This window comes from Bacillus cereus group sp. MYBK195-1, from assembly GCF_051916605.1.
Lineage (GTDB): Bacteria > Bacillota > Bacilli > Bacillales > Bacillaceae_G > Bacillus_A > Bacillus_A cereus.
In genome coordinates this window covers 123,456-140,854 of record NZ_JBQAGZ010000003.1, presented here as the reverse complement: position 1 = coordinate 140,854, position 17,399 = coordinate 123,456, and the positions used below count along the sequence as shown (strand labels likewise).

Sequence of the window (17,399 nt, the reverse complement as noted above, 5' to 3'; positions counted from 1 at the left end):
ATTCTTTAGAAATTCTTTACCTTTTCTTTCTTCCTAATTAAGCATTCCTTTTTACAATACTAGTATTGATGTCATAATAGGAGGATCGCTTATGCAATTCTTAAAGAAATTCGCTATTTTATTATTATCTTTTTTTATTACTGCACTTATCGTTTTATATTTTTATCTTTATGTAAATGGTCCCATTATTCAAGCTAAATCAGCTATTTTAATAAATGCTAATTCAGGTGAAATTGTTTATAAAAAAAATGAAGAAACTCCGATACAATCAGCTGCTTTATCTAAATTAATGACAGAATATATCGTATTGGAGCAACTAAATGATAGAAAAATACAGTTAGATGACTTCGTACAAATAAGTAACGAAGTTTTCCGAGTAGAAACAAGCCCTATACAAGTAACATCGAATGATAAAACAACGGTTCGTGATTTACTTCATGCATTGCTACTGGCAGGGAATAATCGTTCTGCACTCGCTCTAGCAGAACACATTGCTGGAAATGAAGATAACTTTACAATATTAATGAATAAAAAAGCAAAAGAACTAAAGTTATTACAACCATCTCCATTTCTAAACTCTACTGGAATTAATAATGATACAAATAAACAATCAACTACAACAGCAATAGATGCAGCTAAACTAGCAGCACGATTAGTAAAAGATTTTCCAGATGTATTGAATATTACGAAACTAACCTCTTACCAATTTACCTTCAAAGATTCCCAAGTTTTCAATACGAATAAAATGATATATTCCCTTAATGAAAACATTAAACTTCAAGGTGTTGATGGCTTACAAACTAGTTTTTCAACTAACGGTAATTATAGTTTTGTTAGTACAGCAAAACTTGGAGATACTAGACTAATTTCAGTAATATTAGATGCAGATGAAGAAAACATTTCATTTATTGAAACAAAAAAGTTGCTACAGTATGGTTTTGATCCTTCCTCGTACTCTGCACTCCAAGCTTTTAAAGACACAATTACATCCTGGACAATATTACTTCAGTTTAAAAATTTAATTATACAAACTATAATGATTTTTTTAATCATTACCACCTTAATGTTTTTACATATACGTCAGAAAAAATCCGAGGATTTTAATTAAGAAATCTTCTTATATATAAAAACCGACTTGCGTTTGAGATGCAAGTCGGTTTTTAATTCTATCATCCTCGTCCAATCAAATTTGCTGAAACAGATTGCAAGTTTAACTCCCTCGCCCATATAGATAGCTGACCAATATAATGAATTTCATATCCCATTACATGTCTTAAAACCTATGTTTTTCGAGGCATACATCCATCTCTGTTTCCGTTCGTTGTGTTCTTTTGTTTAGTATAAATGGGTTAATCTATTAATTCTATTAAATCCAACAATTGAACTATTACATATTAAAGTTCTATTCATATACTATAGTAGATTACTAGAAAGGAGGCTTAACTATGGATAGTTGCGTTGTATTTGTAAACGGACAACCTTTTTTAGTTCTTTCAGTAGCTGGTATTGAAATTGCTAGATTAGAGATTTCCCTTCAAGTAGCATTAGCTCTAAGAGTGCTTGGGATACCAATCTGTGATTAATTACCAAATTAAAAGAAAAAGAGGGCATTAGCCCTCTTTTTTTATTTTCTTCTCACCTTTTCTTAACAACAAACAAAATTCAAATTTGATTAATTATAAAAAATTAAAATATATGAACGTTACATGAAACACTTGTTAAAATAGCTGTCCTTCACACTATTTATTTCGCGACATTATATAATCAAAGCACACAATGATTAACTTTTTATACGGCTTATTTTAAGTGTGCTAGCATTCTATGCTAGATGATCATGACTGCAAAAAAACTTCAAGTTCTCGTTTATATAAATCAAATAACGCTTTCACTTTTTGAACCGATTGATAATCTTTAAATTGCGGTTTTCTATCTTCTTCTCCTTGAAGAGCACTAATCCAACTATACTCTACATCTACAATATGAAATAATGTTTCTAAAATACCACCAGTTTGCAAAGTAAATCTTCCTCTGAAAGTTGTTCACACCACTTAAACCAATCATCTCTTACTTGCCAATTATATTGAAATAAAGTGTACACATTTATCTCTCTCTTACTTCAATTATCCACCTAACAGCATCTGTTATACATTTAACCATTGACAATCACTTCTCTTCGGCCAAGTTCCTCTACAGCGTGATTAATTATTTCACTTACAGATAAAGAACCATCCAATATGATATCTGAATTCGGCTTAACAGTATGAATTGCCTCTAAATAAGCTTTTCTCGCATATGTCATGTAATGTTCCAAATCATTATGTATTTCATCTATTGTACCTTCCTTAAAATCTCGCAAAATCCTTCTAGCCATCGCAATATCTAAAGGCGTATCAATAAATATAGTTACATCAATGAATTTTCGCATCTCACTATTTAAGTATGCAAAAGGATAATCTACAATAATATAGTCTAAGGTATTATTTTGTATAAGTTGCTCAATATCATGAATTAATGGTGTTAATACCCACTCGTCGTAATTCGCCCCATCATCAATCCATTTACAAATATCAGCAGGACAGTTATCAAATGTATAACTATCAAAATATAAAGCTTTTGAGTTTTTAAACTCATGCTTTAATCTTTCTGTAATTGTAGTTTTACCTCCCCCTGAAACAGCTGCAATTGAAATTATTTTTGTTTTATTATCCACTATACCCACCAAGCCTCTTTTGTTAACATAATATAATTATAAATTACTATCGTTGCTACTTCTTCCATTCATATTCTAACATACTCATTTCCCATAAATTCCAATACGTTTCTCCTACTCTTTTTGACTCTCTTAATAAGCCTTCTTTTACAAACCCTATTTTTTCGTAACATGAAATGGCCGATGTATTAAAATCATACACACCAAGAGTTACTCTATGTAGTTTTAATTTGTCAAAAGCAATATGAAGTACTGCTTTCATCATATGTTTTCCTATAGAACGTCCTCTCATCTTCGTATTACCAACTAATACTTTTCCAATTCTAGCGGACTTGTTAATATTATCTATTTGCCCAAGCGAAATATGACCAATAACGTCTGAAGTCTCTTCATCTACCACTTTGAAAGCGAATGTATTTGCACTTTCTATATACTTCTCTAATTGCTGTTCGTCTAAAGGAAATGTGAAGGCATTACCTGACCATTGTATTAGAAATTCTTCGGAATTAATCCAACTTATTAATTGTTTATAATCAGATTTTTTAAAGGTTTCTAGTTTAATCACTTCCTTGCTCCTTTCGTACATCATGCTTTATAACCTCAAACTTATTTCTATATAAAGAATATATTCTCCTTTTATATGAAATTAAAATAAAGCCATTCATGTGAATGGCTTTACAAAAAAGCAGCATAATTATGCCTTGTTTGCTACATCAATACCATTAAAATCAAAGTCAGCAGTAACCGTTGTAACAGGTGGGAAAATTGCTTCAATTTTGCAAATGGAAATAATTACTCCAACCGATCCAGGAATAGCCGCAAGCTTAACTACATCACAACTTACAGACGAAACAGTACCTACATAAGTACGTCCCTCTGTGTTAATTTGAACTGTTCGATTAATTAATTTCTTAAGTTCATCTCTAATTCCTTGTACACAAGAATTATCACATTTCTCATGCTGTTCTTTTTTACACTCTTCGAATACTTCCCAACAATCATCCTGTTTACATGTACACTTCTTTTTACAATTATTAAATCGAGAACCCAATACCTCACCCCCTAATCATTTCTATTAGTAAAGTATGTCCACTAGCTTAAAAGGGTACGAGGCAAACGCATAAAAAGAAAAAAACAAGCAATTGTACCAAACCTTCTTTTCATTATTCATTATAAAAACAGACCTCTCCTAATTAAAAGCTTGTTTAATGAGCGGCCGTGAATTTAGTCCTACTCCATTTAATGTTTAGACACCGCTTTCTAAAACAAATCTTTTTTCTTTTAAATAAGACGCTCCTTAAAAACGCACTAGATTTTCCCATTAACTCACATATACATAGACTTTATTTGTGGATTTTTCCTTTGTTATTGTGAAATATACATTCAAAAAAGCGTACTCGAAAATAAGATATTATTTGTAATCAGAACGCTTTCTTCAACAAATGTTTATTAAAAAATACCATAACTAGTAGTAGTTCCCTCCACTATCTCTTAAAAATTAGCATAGTTTGTATGAACTCTATATCGAGTAGAAAACACTCTATTATATAGAGATAAAATAGTAGGTTAATAAACAAGCCATTTTTTTATTAAAACATAGAATAATATGAACACTATTGAAAGGAGGTAGAAATAAATGTCATGGAAAAATGATTGCTGGAGTTCTCAGAAAAAGCATTGTTGTGATGATTGGTGGAAATCTAAAGAAAAGTGTCATCGTGATGATGATTGGAGTTCTCAGAAAAAGCATTGTAATGATGATTGGTGGAAATCTAAAGAAAAGTGTCATTGTGATGACGATTGGAGTTCTAAACGAAATAAGTGTCGTTGTAAATGTTTCTTTATTTGTTGCCATTGTAAAAGAAAAAATTGGTAATATTTTTAATGTCAACTTAACGGAAAGAATATGTCTTTTGGAACCAATCGGACTTTTCCGGAAAGTTGATCCCTCACCTACTTCCTTGCTTTCGCTGAATTTTTAGGTGGGGGCATTACTGCCTGACAAATAGCGAGATAAATACTAGAATGTAATATATAAAAAGCTGACTGAGTATAGTCAGCTTTTTATATATGAACACGTAAAGGTTTAAACAGACATATAAGCAGTCACGCTTTGTCATCACCTTGTTGTTGTAAATTAGTATTCCCCCATTGAATAGACATTCTATAATATCGTATTTTGATTAAAACTATAAAACATACTTAACACTAATAGTAGAATTTTTCATCTTCATCAACTTCACTTCTTCTTTTTTTATAAACATAAAAAAGGAGCTCTATTTATATAGAGCTCCTTTCTAATTTTATAATTTACTAGACTGTAACCCCTGAATAAACGGAACTACTTCAGGATTTACAAGTGAAGACAAATCACCTAATTCTTTTCCTAAGTAAGCTGCTTTAATAACACGGCGCATTACTTTAGAATTACGTGTTTTCGGTAAATCTTCTACAACGTGGATGTCTTTAGGACACAACGCTTTTCCAATATGAGAGTTTACTAAACTCATTAATTCTTTCTTTAATTCTCCTGTGAATGTTACATGGTCTCTTAATACTACAAAACAATGACAAACTTCACCTTTTACTTCGTCAGGTATACCAATTGCAGCAGCTTCGATTACATCGTTATGTTTCACAAGAATAGATTCATATTCAGCAGGTCCAATACGTTTACCTGCAATATTTAACGTATCGTCTGAACGCCCTGTGATGATATATTGTTCACCATCGTAAATGACCCAGTCACCGTGGACCCATTTATTTTCAAAACGCGACCAATATGTGTTTATGTAACGTTCATCATCTTCCCAGAAGCTTTTCGTCATACCTACCCAAGGTTTCTCTAAGCATAATTCTCCGACTTCATCTCGAATTGGTTTACCTTGATCATCCAGTACGACAGCTGCCATTCCTGGTAAAGATGCGTTAAAACTAATCGGTGCTATTGGCTTAATAAGAACATTACCGAAAATCCCACCAGAGATTTCAGTTCCACCTGAGTAGTTACAGATTGGGACATTTCCTTTTCCAACTGTTTCAAATAACCACATCCATGGATCAGGATTCCAAGGTTCTCCTGTTGATGCGAATACTTCCAAACTCTTTAAAGAATGTTTATTGACATACTCATCACCTTTTGCCATTAATGCTCGGATTAACGTTGGCGAAATACCTAAATGAGTAATCTCATATCTATCAACTGTCTCCCATAACCGGTCTGCTTCTGGGAAGTCTGGAACACCTTCGTACATAACCATCGTTGCTCCATTAATGAGTGAACCGAATAATAGAAACGGCCCCATCATCCAGCCCATATCAGTTACCCATAATACACGATCACCTTGTTTAATATTCATTCCAAATCCTGCATCAAAAGCTGCTTTCAAAGGAAATCCTGCATGCGTGTGTACTGTTCCTTTCGGCTTACCAGTCGTTCCTGATGTATAAATGAGCATTAATGGATCATCACTTTGCATTTCCTCTGCATGTATGAATGGTTTTTCTTTTTCTAGCGTACTCCACGAAAAGTCATAGTTATGTGGTGTAAAATCATTTCCTGCATGACGAACGATAACAACTTTTTCAACAGTTGGGCAATGTTCACAAGCTTTATCTACTTCATCTTTTAAAGAAACAATTTTACCGCGGCGTGAAAATCCATCTGCGGTAATAATCATTTTTGAACCTGCCGCTTGCACACGTGTCATAACTGCATCAGACGCAAAGCCTGAAAATATTGGTGAAATAATTGCTCCGATTTTCATTACAGCTAGCATCGCAACAACTGTTTCTGGAATCATCGGCATATAAATTGTTACACGGTCACCTTTCTCAATACCCGCGTGTTTCAAACCATTTGCAACACGGCTTACCCAGTTGTCAAGCTCTTCATATGTAAATGATTTTGAAGTTCCATTTTCCCCTTCGTACTGAAGTGCTGGCTGTATTCTCGTCTCTTCATCCGCAAGCCAGCGGGATAAAGCTGATTCTACAACGTTACATGTTCCGCCATTATACCACTGTGCAAACGGTGTACCATTTTCTAAATCTAACACTTCTGTATAAGGTTTCATCCATTGATAGCCTACTGCTTTTTCTGCCTCTCCCCAAAACCAAGCTGTTTCCTCAATAGATTTATTATAAAAAATTTCATAGTCTTCATATCCCAATGATTTCATCCAACCATATAAACGTGTTTTTTCCTTGTACTCTTCTGTTGGAAACCAAACTGCTTGTTTCAATGTTTTCCCCTCCTTAACTTTTTGAGCAAGAAAGCCCTAAATAGGGCTTTTAAACTGGATATACAGGATGTTTACGATCTGTGAATACTTGATATTTGCTCATATACATTTCGAAACGTCCTTTTAACTCTTCACGTAAATTGTTTGGATGAACAATACCATCAATCACCATCTCTGATGCTAAGTGGTATATATCAATATCTTTCTTATACTCTTCACGTTTTTCAGCAATGAAGCTAGCACGCTCTTCTTCTGGTAAAGCTGCAATTTTATTTGCATATACAGCATTAACCGCAGCTTCTGGACCCATTACCGCAATAGAAGCTGTCGGTAATGCCAGACAGCAATCTGGTTCAAATGCTGGACCTGCCATCGCATATAAACCAGCGCCATATGCTTTACGAACAACGATAGAAATCTTCGGTACAGTTGCTTCACTCATTGCAGAAATCATTTTTGCACCGTGGCGAATAATACCGGCACGCTCTACTTTTGTACCAATCATAAATCCTGGTACATCCGCAAGGAATAATAATGGAATATGATATGCATCGCATAAATTAATAAACTTAGCAGCTTTATCAGCTGAATCGTGGAATAATACGCCGCCTTTCATACGCGGCTGATTTGCAATAATACCAACTGGCTTACCATCAATACGTGCTAAGCCTGTAATTAGCTCTTGAGCAAATAATTTTTTTACTTCATAGAATGAACCTTCATCAATAACTCTATTAATGAGATCTTTCATATTGAAAGGAGCATTTTGATTTTCTGGAATGATTTGTTCTAACGTTTTATCGAATTGTTTCGGTTCTTGAGGTGTAACCAATGGAGTCTTTTCTAAATAGTTGTTTGGAAAATATGAAATGTATTGTCTTGCTTGTGTAATCGCATCTTCTTCCGTCTTACATAAAACATCTCCGCATCCTGATACAGAGCAATGCATACGAGCTCCGCCCATCTCTTCTAAAGTTACCTTCTCACCGATAACCATCTCAGCCATACGAGGAGATCCTAAATACATAGATGCATTTCCCTCTACCATCATTACAACGTCACAAAAGGCTGGAATATACGCACCACCAGCTGCAGAAGGTCCAAATAACAAGCATACTTGAGGAACTTTACCTGATAACTTCACTTGATTATAGAAGATTCTTCCTGCACCGCGGCGCCCTGGGAACATTTCTACTTGATCTGTAATACGCGCTCCAGCAGAGTCAACTAAATAAAATAACGGAACACGTAGTTTTTCAGCTGTTTCTTGAATACGTAAAATCTTTTCAACTGTGCGTGATCCCCATGATCCAGCTTTTACAGTAGAATCATTGGCCATTACACACGCAGTACGACCATGTATTTTACCCGTTGCCGTTACAACGCCATCCGCAGGTAAGCCTGTTTGTTCACAGTTAGCAAATAATGCATCTTCTACATATTCGCCATTATCAAATAGAAGCGCTAAACGGTCTCGAACGAATAATTTTCCTTTTGCTTTATTTTGCTCATGATATTTCGGTGCCCCGCCTTGTTTAATTGTTTCAACTCGTTCTTCAAATGAATTAGATTGTTGTTTTTGGTCTAACATATTTACTCCCCCTTATACATCGGTTTGCGTTTTTCTTTGAATGCCTGTAATCCTTCTATGCGATCTTTCGTATGGATTACACCTTCATACGCTTGTTTTTCCATTTGTAATCCGGTATGTAAATCAACTTGAATACCATTTGAAATTGCCTCTTTTGCTAATCGAACAGCAATAGGTCCATTACTAGCAATTTTCTCTGCTATTTCAATCGCTTTCTCTTCAAGTAAATTAGCTGGTACAACAAATTCTACTAAACCGTATTCTTTTGCTTCTTGCGCTGAAATACGTCTACCTGTATAAATTAATTCTTTCGCTCTACCAGCACCAATTAATCTCGGTAAGCGCTGTGTACCACCTGCTCCTGGTATAATTGCAAGTGTCGTTTCAGTAAGACCAAGACTTGCAGATTCAGCAGCAATTCTAAAATCACAAGCTAAACTTAATTCCGTACCACCACCAAGTGCAATTCCATTTATAGCAGCAATAACTGGCTGTGGTAATTGTTCAACCATCTTCATAGTAGTACGAATCATACTAACAGCATGGCGAACTTGTTCTTCATTCATACCGGCACGCTCTTTTAAATCTGCACCAGCACAAAATGCTTTTTCACCAGCACCAGTCAAAATAACTACACGTGCGTTTGAATCTTCACTTATTTGAGTTAATATCGTTTGTAATTCATCTAATAATGCCAAAGATAATGAGTTTGCTTGTCTTGCACGATTTAACGAAATCTTTACTACGTGAGGTGTTACATAATCAACGGAAATGTTTTGTAATTGTAGCATCTACTCACCTACTTATCGTTTTATGTTGAAGCGCTCTATACACATGACTCGGTAATTGGATATTCAACTTACTTTGAATAAATTGACTAGCTCTCAATAACTTTTCTTCGTCTATATTCGTTTGGACTCCTAATTTATGGAGCATATGTACTAGGTCATCAGTGGCAACATTACCTGATGCTCCTGGTGCATAAGGGCAGCCCCCGAGTCCACCACAAGAACTATCAAACGTTGTAATACCGTATTCTAATGATTTAACTACATTCGCTAGAGCCATTCCATACGTATTATGAAAATGCATTGCAAACTGCGAAGCATCATACTCCTTTAATAGGTGTTCTAATACTTGTTCTACTTGTAATGGATTCGCTACACCGATTGTATCCCCAAGAGAAACTTCATAAATGCCGTATGAAAATAGTTGATTACATAATTCGTCAACTGCTGCGAGACTTATATCCCCTTCATAAGGACATCCAAATACAGTAGAAACATAGCCTCTTACCTTTTTCCCTTCGAATAATGCCTGTTTTGTTATATCTTCAATTACAACTAATGCTTCTTTAATCGATTTATTAATATTACTTTTATTATGAGATTCACTTGCTGATAAAAAAACATTCACCTCATCTACATTTTGCAAAAAAGCTCGTTCCAAACCATTTTGATTCGGAACAAGCGCAGCATATGTAACATTTGGATCCCTTTTCAGCTCAGAAAATACATCATTTGCATCCGCTAATGCAGGGACCCATTTTGGGTGAACGAATGAGGAAACTTCAACATACGACAATCCTGCTTCTGTAAGTAGTTGAATCCATTTTACTTTATCTTTTGTGCCAACAATCTTTTTTTCATTTTGTAAGCCATCACGTGGCCCGACTTCTTTAATGACAGCAAAATTAGGTAGTTTCAATTCGCTTCCCCCTATATCTCCCTATTCAATTTCTAATAATACATCTCCTTCATTTACAAAATCGCCTTCTTGCACATTAATTTTCATAACCGTGCCAGCTTCTTCTGAAATGATTGGAATTTCCATTTTCATAGATTCCAAAATGACGACATCCTGCTCTTCCTCTACTGTATCTCCTACTCCTACAACAATCTTCCAAACGTTTCCTGCCATCGATGCGTATACTTTCGTCATCATTTTTTCCCCCTTAATATTGTTAAATCTTATTTTTTAACGAGTTGTTTCGTTACAAAGCCTGTTGTATAAATACCCTCTTTGAACACTTCGTCTTCCAAAACTTGCAGTAGCATTGGTGTGTTCGTTTTAATACCTTCTACTTTTAATTCCTCTAGAGCATCATGTAATTTTGAAATTGCTTCTTCACGAGTCTCGCCATGTGCAATGACTTTCGCAATCATTGGATCATAGAAAGGTGTAATCGTTACATGATTTTCTAAGAAGTGATCAATCCGTACATTTGACGGTAATGTTAAATCTGTAATTTTCCCAGGTGACGGGAAGAATGTTTTCGGATCCTCTGCATAAATACGAGCTTCAATGGCATGACCACTACGTTTTACATCATCCTGAGTAAATGATAGTTTCTCTCCACTTGCAATCAGAAGTTGTTGTTCTACAAGGTCTAATCCCGTAATTTCTTCTGTCACTGGATGCTCTACTTGTAATCTCGTATTCATCTCTAAGAAATAGAAGTTCTTCTGATCATCTACAAGAAACTCAACTGTACCTGCATTTGTATAACCAAGTGCTTTGGCAGCTTGTACAGCAACTTCTCCCATCGCCTTTCGTGTACCTTCATCTAAAAATGGTGAAGGTGCTTCTTCGATTACTTTTTGATTTCGGCGCTGTACCGAACATTCACGCTCCCATAAATACACTGTGTTACCATGTGTATCTGCTAAAAGCTGAATTTCAATATGATGCGCGTCTGCTATATATCGCTCTAAATACATTTCTCCGTTACCGAAGAAGTTTTGCGCTCTCGTTTTATTACTTTCAAACGCTTTGGTGAGCGTTTGCTCAGTTTCCATCAACTGCATACCAATGCCTCCGCCGCCTGCGGATGCCTTAAGCATTAATGGATAACCAATTTGTTTTGCAATTTCAATTGCTTCTTCAGCAGTTTCAATATTTGTAGTAATACCTGGGACTACTGGGACATCTGCTGCTTGCATTGCGATACGTGATTCGATTTTACTTCCCATCTTCGTAATGATTTCTTCTGAAGGACCGATAAATACGATTCCTTCTTCTTTGCAGCGAACCGGAAAAGACGGATTCTCTGATAATAAACCATAACCCGGATGAATTGCTTCTGCATTTGTCTTCTTAGCTATTTCAATAATTTTTTCAAGGTTTAAATAGCTTTCTTGGACACGCGGTCCACCTACTAAGTAAGCTTCATTTGCCATTTTCACATGAAGGGCATTTTCATCTGCTTCAGAATAAATAGCAACAGTGCGAATGCCAAGTTTTTGACAAGTTTTCATAATACGAACAGCGATTTCCCCGCGATTCGCAATTAATATTTTTTGAAACATAGTGATTCCTCCCTTTTATCTACATCCTAAATGTCTAGCAATTACGAGACGTTGAATTTCAGAAGTTCCTTCACCAATTTCTAATAGTTTCGCATCACGAATATGTCGTTCAACTTCATATTCACGCATATAGCCATATCCACCATGAATCTGTACTGCTTGATTCGCAATACGGCTTGCCGCTTCCGATGCAAATAGTTTTGCCATTGCCGCTTCTTTACCGAAAGGTTTATCGTTATCTTTTAACCAAGCTGCTTTATGTACTAAATTGCGTGCTAGCTCTACTTCAGTCGCCATATCAGCTAATTTAAATTGAATCGCTTGGAAATTAGAGATTGACTTTCCAAATTGTTGACGTTCTTTCGCATATTGCAATGCACGTTCAAAGGCTGATTGCGCAATACCAACTGCCAATGCTGCGATTGAAATACGTCCTCCATCAAGTGTATATAAAAATTGTTTAAAACCTTTATTTACATCACCAAGAATATTTTCTTTCGGTACACGAACACCATCAAGTACGATTTCACAAGTATTAGAAGCGCGAACGCCCATTTTATCGTAAGGACTAGAAATCGTTAATCCTTCACTAGTAGTAGGTACGATAAATGCTGAAATGCGTTTTCTACCATTCTCTTCAACACCGTTGACAGCGGTTACAATAATGGTATTTGCATACTCTGCGTTTGTAATCCAACACTTCTCACCACTGATTACATACTCATCGCCATCTAGTACCGCTTTCGTTTGAGTACCACCTGCATCTGATCCAGCATTCGGCTCCGTTAATCCGAAGGCACCTAATGTTTTACCTGACGCCATTGGAACTAAATACTTTTGTTTTTGTTCTTCTGTACCGAAATAATAAATTGGAGAAGCACCTAATGAAATTGTTGCAGCATAGCTTAAACCAGTGCCACCACAAGCGCGACCAATTTCTTCAACTGCTAACGCATACGATACAGTATCGCCACCTGAACCTCCATACTCTTCTGGGAATGGGATGCCTAATAATCCTAGTTCGCCCATTTTTTGAAATGTTTCATATGGAAACTCTGCAGTTTTGTCATAATATACAGCTTTCGGTGCGATTTCCTTTTCAGCAAAGTCACGTACCATTTCTTTAATCATTTGTTTTTCGCGAGTTAGAGTAAATTCCATTCCGCTACACACCCCTTATCGAATATTGAGTTTCGACAGCGTGCGAGTTTCTACTACAAACATAACAACTTAAAAGACAAGAATATTAGTTAGACAATTGCTACAATTCTGTCATAACTTAATTTTAAAACAGATTCTGTACTAATGCACAAAAAAATTCCTACATTGTTCTACAACAACATAGGAGTTTTCTTGTCGAAATATGTAATTTATTGTTTAATAATCTCTACCTTTACCCGAATCTGAAATCTCTACTAAAGCTTCAGGGTATGGTTCGAAATATGTTTGTCGTAATAAATACTTTTCATCAAATCGAAGAGCCCATGATTTTAAAATTGCAAGTATACTACTAAGCGGGCTTTTCTTTTCTTTATATTTTTGTATCAGATCTAAAAAATGATCTTTTTCTTGTTTTTTCAATTTTGTTTTAAAATATCCAAAAATATGTTCACATACATTTACATTCGATGTATAGCGGGGTGTACGCATAAATAATTCATATAAAGTCTTCTCATAGTTTTCAAATACAACTTCAATCTTTTCATTTTTGTGATTTGCAATTATACGCCCTAATTCCTTTTGTTTCACTTGATTATATGCCATAAATAAATATTTATTGTCCGACTGAAACGATACAAGGTCTTTCATATTTTTATTATGTTTAATCATTTTGTAATATGCGATTGTAAATAGTCTTGTAAAGAAATGCTCTCTAATAATAAAATTCGACAATCTGCCTTCCTCTTCAATAGGAAGATGCGAAAAATTTTTTACTACTGCTCGGCCAAATAAGCCCGATCCTTTTCCCTTTGCTGGCGCTTTTTCAAAACCAGAATAAATTTTCACATCACGCGTACCACAACTTGGCGAACGATTCTTTAAAATAAAACCATCCACATCCGATATCGTTTGTAAAAAGTCATTTGAAAACTGCTCCATTTTTTCAGTTACATCTTCTCGTGTCGACGGTTGCACAAGTCTGTTCTCACCATTTTCTTCTACAATTCGTATCGTTTCACGAGGAGTTCCCAATCCAATCTCCACTTCTGGACAAACAGGTATAAATGTAACAAATGGCTGCAAATTTCGTATTGTTACATCTGGAATCATCTCTCCATTATAACGACAAGCATCAAATTCTAAACATTTACTCACAACAATTGTTGGTTTTGCAAATTGTCGCATTTCATTACCTCCTTTGTACTAGTCCGTACTATATAAATTGTACTAAGTTTAGTATCGTAATCAAAGTTTGTTTTATTTAATATTTTAATGCACATATTCAATGCCATTTTAACAGTTATTTAGCTCTACGACGTAAAGATGTTCGCTTTAAAATCATGGTTTGATACTATCACAAATGAATAATGCACAAAAGAGTTGGAGAATGTAATACGTAAGAAAGGAGGGGAAATTTATGAAGAAAAAATTATCATCTATTTTAAGTGTTTTAGCACTATCTATTATGTTTTTAGGTACATCTGCCCAAGCTGAATACGATGGAAATCATATGAATAGAGTTAATAACACTGATATTTCAACTCGAGTTAATGACAATAATTTAGACAGAGTTAATAATGATGTGAGAACTCGAAATGTAAATACGACAAATGATTTAAATGATAATCGTGATAGAAATAATAATTGGGCTTGGCTCGGTTTATTAGGACTAGCAGGATTATTAGGTCTTAGAAGAAGAGACAAAGAAGTACGTTAATCTAGAATGTTTTTCGTAAACAAGTACTTATTTATCAAAAATATAACAAATATAAATCGCCTTTTTAAAGGCGATTTATTATTTTGCTTAAATGTAACATATGTAATTCATACTTCGACGATTAATTTCGTGGCGTTAATCCGTACAGTATAAATTGAATCGTATTTTCAATTTCCAAATCATCATCCCATTTTTCTTCAGGTAATAATAAAAATCTTGTTAATAATAAACCTAATACAGCTGATAAAGTAAGTCTTAATACTGAAGATGGCGGCATTTCAATAATTTCCCCGTCTTCTTGAAACTTTACAATCAACTTTTTAAAATGTGAAAATAACTCTGTTTCTACTAAATGTTGTATTTCATTTTTTAGTTCTGGCTGAAATGGCACTTCTTGAATTAATATTTTTATCATTGGAAAATGCTTTTTTGCAAATTCAAATCTATTATAAATCACAACTCTTAGAAACCCTTCGTATGATTCATACTCCGATTTAAATATTTCCTTTGCGAAGGTTTGTACGAAAAATGGTGCAGCAAACTTTGTTAATGTTGGCATGACGACTGCTAACAATAAATCTTTTTTCGTCTTATAGTAGCGGAAGATGGTTCCTTCCGCTACACCAGCACGCTTTGCAATTTCACTTGTTGAAGTTGAAGCGTATCCTTTTTCTCCAAACATATCAACAGCCGCCTCTAATATTCGCATTTGACGTTCATTTCGTTTATCCGTATTAGTTGCAGCTATTAATTCCTCCAGCCAATCCTTCTGCATTTATAAAGCTCCTTTTTGTCATTATTATATTTTGCGATGTTTCTTTAAAGCAAATACATTTCCTACTGCAAATAATAGTGAAAAAAGTAATAATACAGTAAGATCTAATGCAATCTCTGTAAACCCTTGATTCCGAATCATCACTTGTCTCATTGCGTCAGCGCCGTATGTGAGTGGAAATACTTTCCCTAACATTTGTAGCCACTTATTCATAGATTCCATTGGAAACAATCCAGAAAAGAAGATTTGTGGCACAATAACAAGCGGTATAAATTGAATCATTTGAAATTCATTATTTGCGTATGCCGATAAAAACGTACCTAATGTTAGTGCAGTTAAAGAGAGCATACATGTAATAAGTAGCGTTAGCCATATGGAGCCAGCTACGTATAAATCTAAAATATAAACGGAAAAGCTTACGATAATAATGGATTGTATAAAGGCAAAGATTCCAAAACCAATAATATAACCTGCGACTATTTCCCATCTTCTTACTGGGGTGGATAATAACCTTTCTAGCGTACCACTTAAACGTTCTCTTACGAAAGATACACCTGATAATATAAATACAAAGAAAAATGTAAAGAAACCAATTAATACAGGACCAAGCCCATCAAACATCGTAAAGTCTTTAGAGCCATGTAAATAATTTACTTCAGGTTTCATAATCGATACATCATTCTTCTCTGTACTTTTTTGCAATACTTGAAGTACAGCACGATTTTTTGACGAATCACTACCTTCCAACAGAAGTTTCATTTTTCCATTCTCTATACGAAGTACTGCATCTACCTTTTGTTTTTCCAACTCAGAAATCGCCTTTTCTTTACTGTATTCATAAATTGACGCTTCTTGATTTTTCATCATTTTTACTATTTGAGCGGGCATATCAACAACAGCAATTTGCGGTACATAGTCTTTCTGTGTAAACACTAGTGACAAAAGCCAAAGTAATAACATCGGTGCTCCAAACATCATTGCTAACGAACGCTTATCTCGAAAAAATTGACGAATAATACGTATAATTACACCAGTAACTCTCATGATGGCACCACCTCTTCTAGCAAAAAGACATCTTCAATCCGTCCAGATGACACGCGTTTTTTCAATTCTTCAGTTGTTCCAACCGCAACTAGTTTCCCTTCTCTAATTAACCCTAGACGCTCACAAAATTCAGCTTCATCCATAATGTGCGTCGTTACAATAATCGTTGTGCCTTTCTTTTTAAGATCATAAAATTTTTCCCAAATCGTTTTTCTAAGAAGCGGATCTATCCCCACTGTAGGCTCATCTAAAATTAATATTTCTGGTTCGTGAAGGAGCGCTATTGCTAATGATAAGCGTTTTTTCATTCCACCTGAAAATTGTTGTACTTGCTTTTTCATATACTGTGACAATTGTACAAGTTCAAAAACCTCTGCAATTCTTATCTTTTTACGTTTTCCCTTTAGTCCATACATCGTTGCTATAAAATCTGCATTTTCATATGCTGACAATTCTTCGTATAATGCATCCGCCTGGGCCATATAACCAATTCTTTTCATTTCATTTAAATTAGGCATATTAGTATTATTAACAAGCACTTCACCTTTCGTTGCCTCATTAATACCTGCAATCATTTTAATGAGCGTTGTTTTCCCCGATCCAGAAGGTCCAACAAAACCAAAAATTTCTGCTTTTTCAACTTGCAATGAAAGATTGTGTAACACTTCTTTTTTTCCAAAACTTTTTGATACAGTCCGTAAAATAATTGAAGGTTGTTGCACGTTTCATCCTCCTTTTTCAATAAAATGAGTGAGTACTCACTTTTATTTTACCCTTGCTTAATTATATGTCAAACTTCATTGATTAGTATGTATGTTCAATCAACGATATTAAACAATGAAACAGAGT

General features: G+C 34.8%; 18 protein-coding genes and 2 pseudogenes. 4 read left to right on the top strand and 16 right to left on the bottom strand.

Going from position 1 to position 17,399, the window contains the following annotated elements; translation table 11 throughout:
• Nucleotides 1–91 precede the first annotated feature (91 nt).
• Entirely contained in the window at nt 92–1,108 is a 1,017-nt protein-coding gene (locus ACTFRY_RS16495) for a D-alanyl-D-alanine carboxypeptidase family protein (RefSeq protein ID WP_016117959.1), read from the top strand.
• 61 nt (nt 1,109–1,169) lie between these two features.
• On the opposite strand, the pseudogene ACTFRY_RS16490 reads toward ACTFRY_RS16495, so the two are convergent.
• Nucleotides 1,170–1,280: pseudogene (locus ACTFRY_RS16490) on the bottom strand (DinB family protein); the annotation flags it as partial.
• Between the two features lie 165 nt (nt 1,281–1,445).
• Here ACTFRY_RS16490 and ACTFRY_RS16485 point away from each other — a divergent pair.
• The gene (locus ACTFRY_RS16485; RefSeq protein ID WP_000376554.1) at nt 1,446–1,583 is read left to right on the top strand and encodes a DUF3956 domain-containing protein; all 138 of its coding nucleotides are present in this window, start codon (nt 1,446–1,448) and stop codon (nt 1,581–1,583) included.
• Between the two features lie 255 nt (nt 1,584–1,838).
• On the opposite strand, the pseudogene ACTFRY_RS16480 reads toward ACTFRY_RS16485, so the two are convergent.
• The 4 genes and pseudogenes from ACTFRY_RS16480 to ACTFRY_RS16465 form a co-directional block, all read right to left on the bottom strand.
• Nucleotides 1,839–2,098 (bottom strand): annotated as a pseudogene (locus ACTFRY_RS16480) (DinB family protein); the annotation flags it as partial.
• 51 nt (nt 2,099–2,149) lie between these two features.
• Nucleotides 2,150–2,719, bottom strand: a complete 570-nt coding sequence (locus ACTFRY_RS16475) for a hypothetical protein (protein ID WP_170964296.1) — start codon at nt 2,717–2,719, stop codon at nt 2,150–2,152.
• Nucleotides 2,720–2,765: 46 nt separating this feature from the next.
• A complete protein-coding gene (locus ACTFRY_RS16470; RefSeq protein WP_000990087.1) occupies nt 2,766–3,299 on the bottom strand; it encodes a GNAT family N-acetyltransferase in 534 nt (177 codons plus the stop codon).
• A 105-nt stretch (nt 3,300–3,404) separates the two neighbouring features.
• A complete protein-coding gene (locus ACTFRY_RS16465) occupies nt 3,405–3,761 on the bottom strand; it encodes a hypothetical protein (RefSeq protein WP_000535573.1) in 357 nt (118 codons plus the stop codon).
• A 598-nt stretch (nt 3,762–4,359) separates the two neighbouring features.
• Between ACTFRY_RS16465 and ACTFRY_RS16460 the strand changes: the two genes are divergently transcribed.
• The gene (locus ACTFRY_RS16460) at nt 4,360–4,692 is read left to right on the top strand and encodes a hypothetical protein (RefSeq protein ID WP_098616560.1); all 333 of its coding nucleotides are present in this window, start codon (nt 4,360–4,362) and stop codon (nt 4,690–4,692) included.
• A gap of 321 nt (nt 4,693–5,013) precedes the next feature.
• On the opposite strand, the gene ACTFRY_RS16455 is transcribed toward ACTFRY_RS16460, so the two are convergent.
• The 8 genes from ACTFRY_RS16455 to ACTFRY_RS16420 form a co-directional block, all read right to left on the bottom strand.
• The gene (locus ACTFRY_RS16455; RefSeq protein WP_061662951.1) at nt 5,014–6,954 is read right to left on the bottom strand and encodes an AMP-binding protein; all 1,941 of its coding nucleotides are present in this window, start codon (nt 6,952–6,954) and stop codon (nt 5,014–5,016) included.
• A gap of 49 nt (nt 6,955–7,003) precedes the next feature.
• Nucleotides 7,004–8,545 carry an acyl-CoA carboxylase subunit beta gene (locus ACTFRY_RS16450; RefSeq protein WP_000886744.1) on the bottom strand — a complete coding sequence of 514 codons (1,542 nt, stop codon included), beginning with the start codon at nt 8,543–8,545 and terminating at the stop codon, nt 7,004–7,006.
• A 2-nt stretch (nt 8,546–8,547) separates the two neighbouring features.
• A complete protein-coding gene (locus ACTFRY_RS16445) occupies nt 8,548–9,336 on the bottom strand; it encodes an enoyl-CoA hydratase (RefSeq protein ID WP_000939795.1) in 789 nt (262 codons plus the stop codon).
• Nucleotides 9,337–9,340: 4 nt separating this feature from the next.
• Nucleotides 9,341–10,252 carry a hydroxymethylglutaryl-CoA lyase gene (mvaB, locus tag ACTFRY_RS16440; RefSeq protein WP_098616559.1) on the bottom strand — a complete coding sequence of 304 codons (912 nt, stop codon included), beginning with the start codon at nt 10,250–10,252 and terminating at the stop codon, nt 9,341–9,343.
• A gap of 21 nt (nt 10,253–10,273) precedes the next feature.
• Nucleotides 10,274–10,489 (bottom strand): acetyl-CoA carboxylase biotin carboxyl carrier protein subunit, encoded by a 216-nt coding sequence (locus ACTFRY_RS16435; protein ID WP_001987345.1) that lies wholly within the window; start codon nt 10,487–10,489, stop codon nt 10,274–10,276.
• Nucleotides 10,490–10,515: 26 nt separating this feature from the next.
• A complete protein-coding gene (locus ACTFRY_RS16430; protein ID WP_000486742.1) occupies nt 10,516–11,853 on the bottom strand; it encodes an acetyl-CoA carboxylase biotin carboxylase subunit in 1,338 nt (445 codons plus the stop codon).
• A gap of 15 nt (nt 11,854–11,868) precedes the next feature.
• Complete coding sequence (locus ACTFRY_RS16425; protein WP_000397282.1) at nt 11,869–13,014, bottom strand: acyl-CoA dehydrogenase; 1,146 nt, start codon at nt 13,012–13,014, stop codon at nt 11,869–11,871.
• A gap of 216 nt (nt 13,015–13,230) precedes the next feature.
• Nucleotides 13,231–14,199 carry a YbgA family protein gene (locus ACTFRY_RS16420; protein WP_098616558.1) on the bottom strand — a complete coding sequence of 323 codons (969 nt, stop codon included), beginning with the start codon at nt 14,197–14,199 and terminating at the stop codon, nt 13,231–13,233.
• Between the two features lie 232 nt (nt 14,200–14,431).
• On the opposite strand from ACTFRY_RS16420, the gene ACTFRY_RS16415 reads away from it, so the two are divergent.
• Nucleotides 14,432–14,731 (top strand): WGxxGxxG family protein, encoded by a 300-nt coding sequence (locus ACTFRY_RS16415; protein WP_000728148.1) that lies wholly within the window; start codon nt 14,432–14,434, stop codon nt 14,729–14,731.
• 121 nt (nt 14,732–14,852) lie between these two features.
• Here the strand turns inward: ACTFRY_RS16415 and ACTFRY_RS16410 are convergent, their stop codons facing one another.
• From ACTFRY_RS16410 to ACTFRY_RS16400, 3 genes are read right to left on the bottom strand one after another with little or no spacing between them, the layout of a single operon-like run.
• A complete protein-coding gene (locus ACTFRY_RS16410) occupies nt 14,853–15,506 on the bottom strand; it encodes a TetR/AcrR family transcriptional regulator (RefSeq protein WP_001168186.1) in 654 nt (217 codons plus the stop codon).
• Between the two features lie 24 nt (nt 15,507–15,530).
• Nucleotides 15,531–16,550, bottom strand: coding sequence for an ABC transporter permease (locus tag ACTFRY_RS16405; protein WP_098616557.1), 1,020 nt, complete (start codon nt 16,548–16,550; stop codon nt 15,531–15,533).
• Nucleotides 16,547–17,272, bottom strand: coding sequence for an ABC transporter ATP-binding protein (locus ACTFRY_RS16400; RefSeq protein WP_001187066.1), 726 nt, complete (start codon nt 17,270–17,272; stop codon nt 16,547–16,549). The genes ACTFRY_RS16405 and ACTFRY_RS16400 overlap by 4 nt, the downstream gene beginning before the upstream one ends.
• Between the last annotated feature and the right edge of the window lie 127 nt (nt 17,273–17,399).

Coding starts and splice junctions, on each gene's coding strand:
- ACTFRY_RS16460 (WP_098616560.1), top strand. CDS start 4,360: ATGATTGCTGGAGTTCTCAGAAAAAGCATTGTTGTGATGATTGGTGGA.
- ACTFRY_RS16485 (WP_000376554.1), top strand. CDS start 1,446: ATGGATAGTTGCGTTGTATTTGTAAACGGACAACCTTTTTTAGTTCTT.
- ACTFRY_RS16420 (WP_098616558.1), bottom strand. CDS start 14,199: ATGCGACAATTTGCAAAACCAACAATTGTTGTGAGTAAATGTTTAGAA.
- ACTFRY_RS16470 (WP_000990087.1), bottom strand. CDS start 3,299: ATGATGTACGAAAGGAGCAAGGAAGTGATTAAACTAGAAACCTTTAAA.
- ACTFRY_RS16445 (WP_000939795.1), bottom strand. CDS start 9,336: ATGCTACAATTACAAAACATTTCCGTTGATTATGTAACACCTCACGTA.
- ACTFRY_RS16430 (WP_000486742.1), bottom strand. CDS start 11,853: ATGTTTCAAAAAATATTAATTGCGAATCGCGGGGAAATCGCTGTTCGT.
- ACTFRY_RS16405 (WP_098616557.1), bottom strand. CDS start 16,550: ATGAGAGTTACTGGTGTAATTATACGTATTATTCGTCAATTTTTTCGA.
- ACTFRY_RS16450 (WP_000886744.1), bottom strand. CDS start 8,545: ATGTTAGACCAAAAACAACAATCTAATTCATTTGAAGAACGAGTTGAA.
- ACTFRY_RS16410 (WP_001168186.1), bottom strand. CDS start 15,506: ATGCAGAAGGATTGGCTGGAGGAATTAATAGCTGCAACTAATACGGAT.
- ACTFRY_RS16425 (WP_000397282.1), bottom strand. CDS start 13,014: ATGGAATTTACTCTAACTCGCGAAAAACAAATGATTAAAGAAATGGTA.
- ACTFRY_RS16435 (WP_001987345.1), bottom strand. CDS start 10,489: ATGATGACGAAAGTATACGCATCGATGGCAGGAAACGTTTGGAAGATT.
- ACTFRY_RS16415 (WP_000728148.1), top strand. CDS start 14,432: ATGAAGAAAAAATTATCATCTATTTTAAGTGTTTTAGCACTATCTATT.
- ACTFRY_RS16495 (WP_016117959.1), top strand. CDS start 92: ATGCAATTCTTAAAGAAATTCGCTATTTTATTATTATCTTTTTTTATT.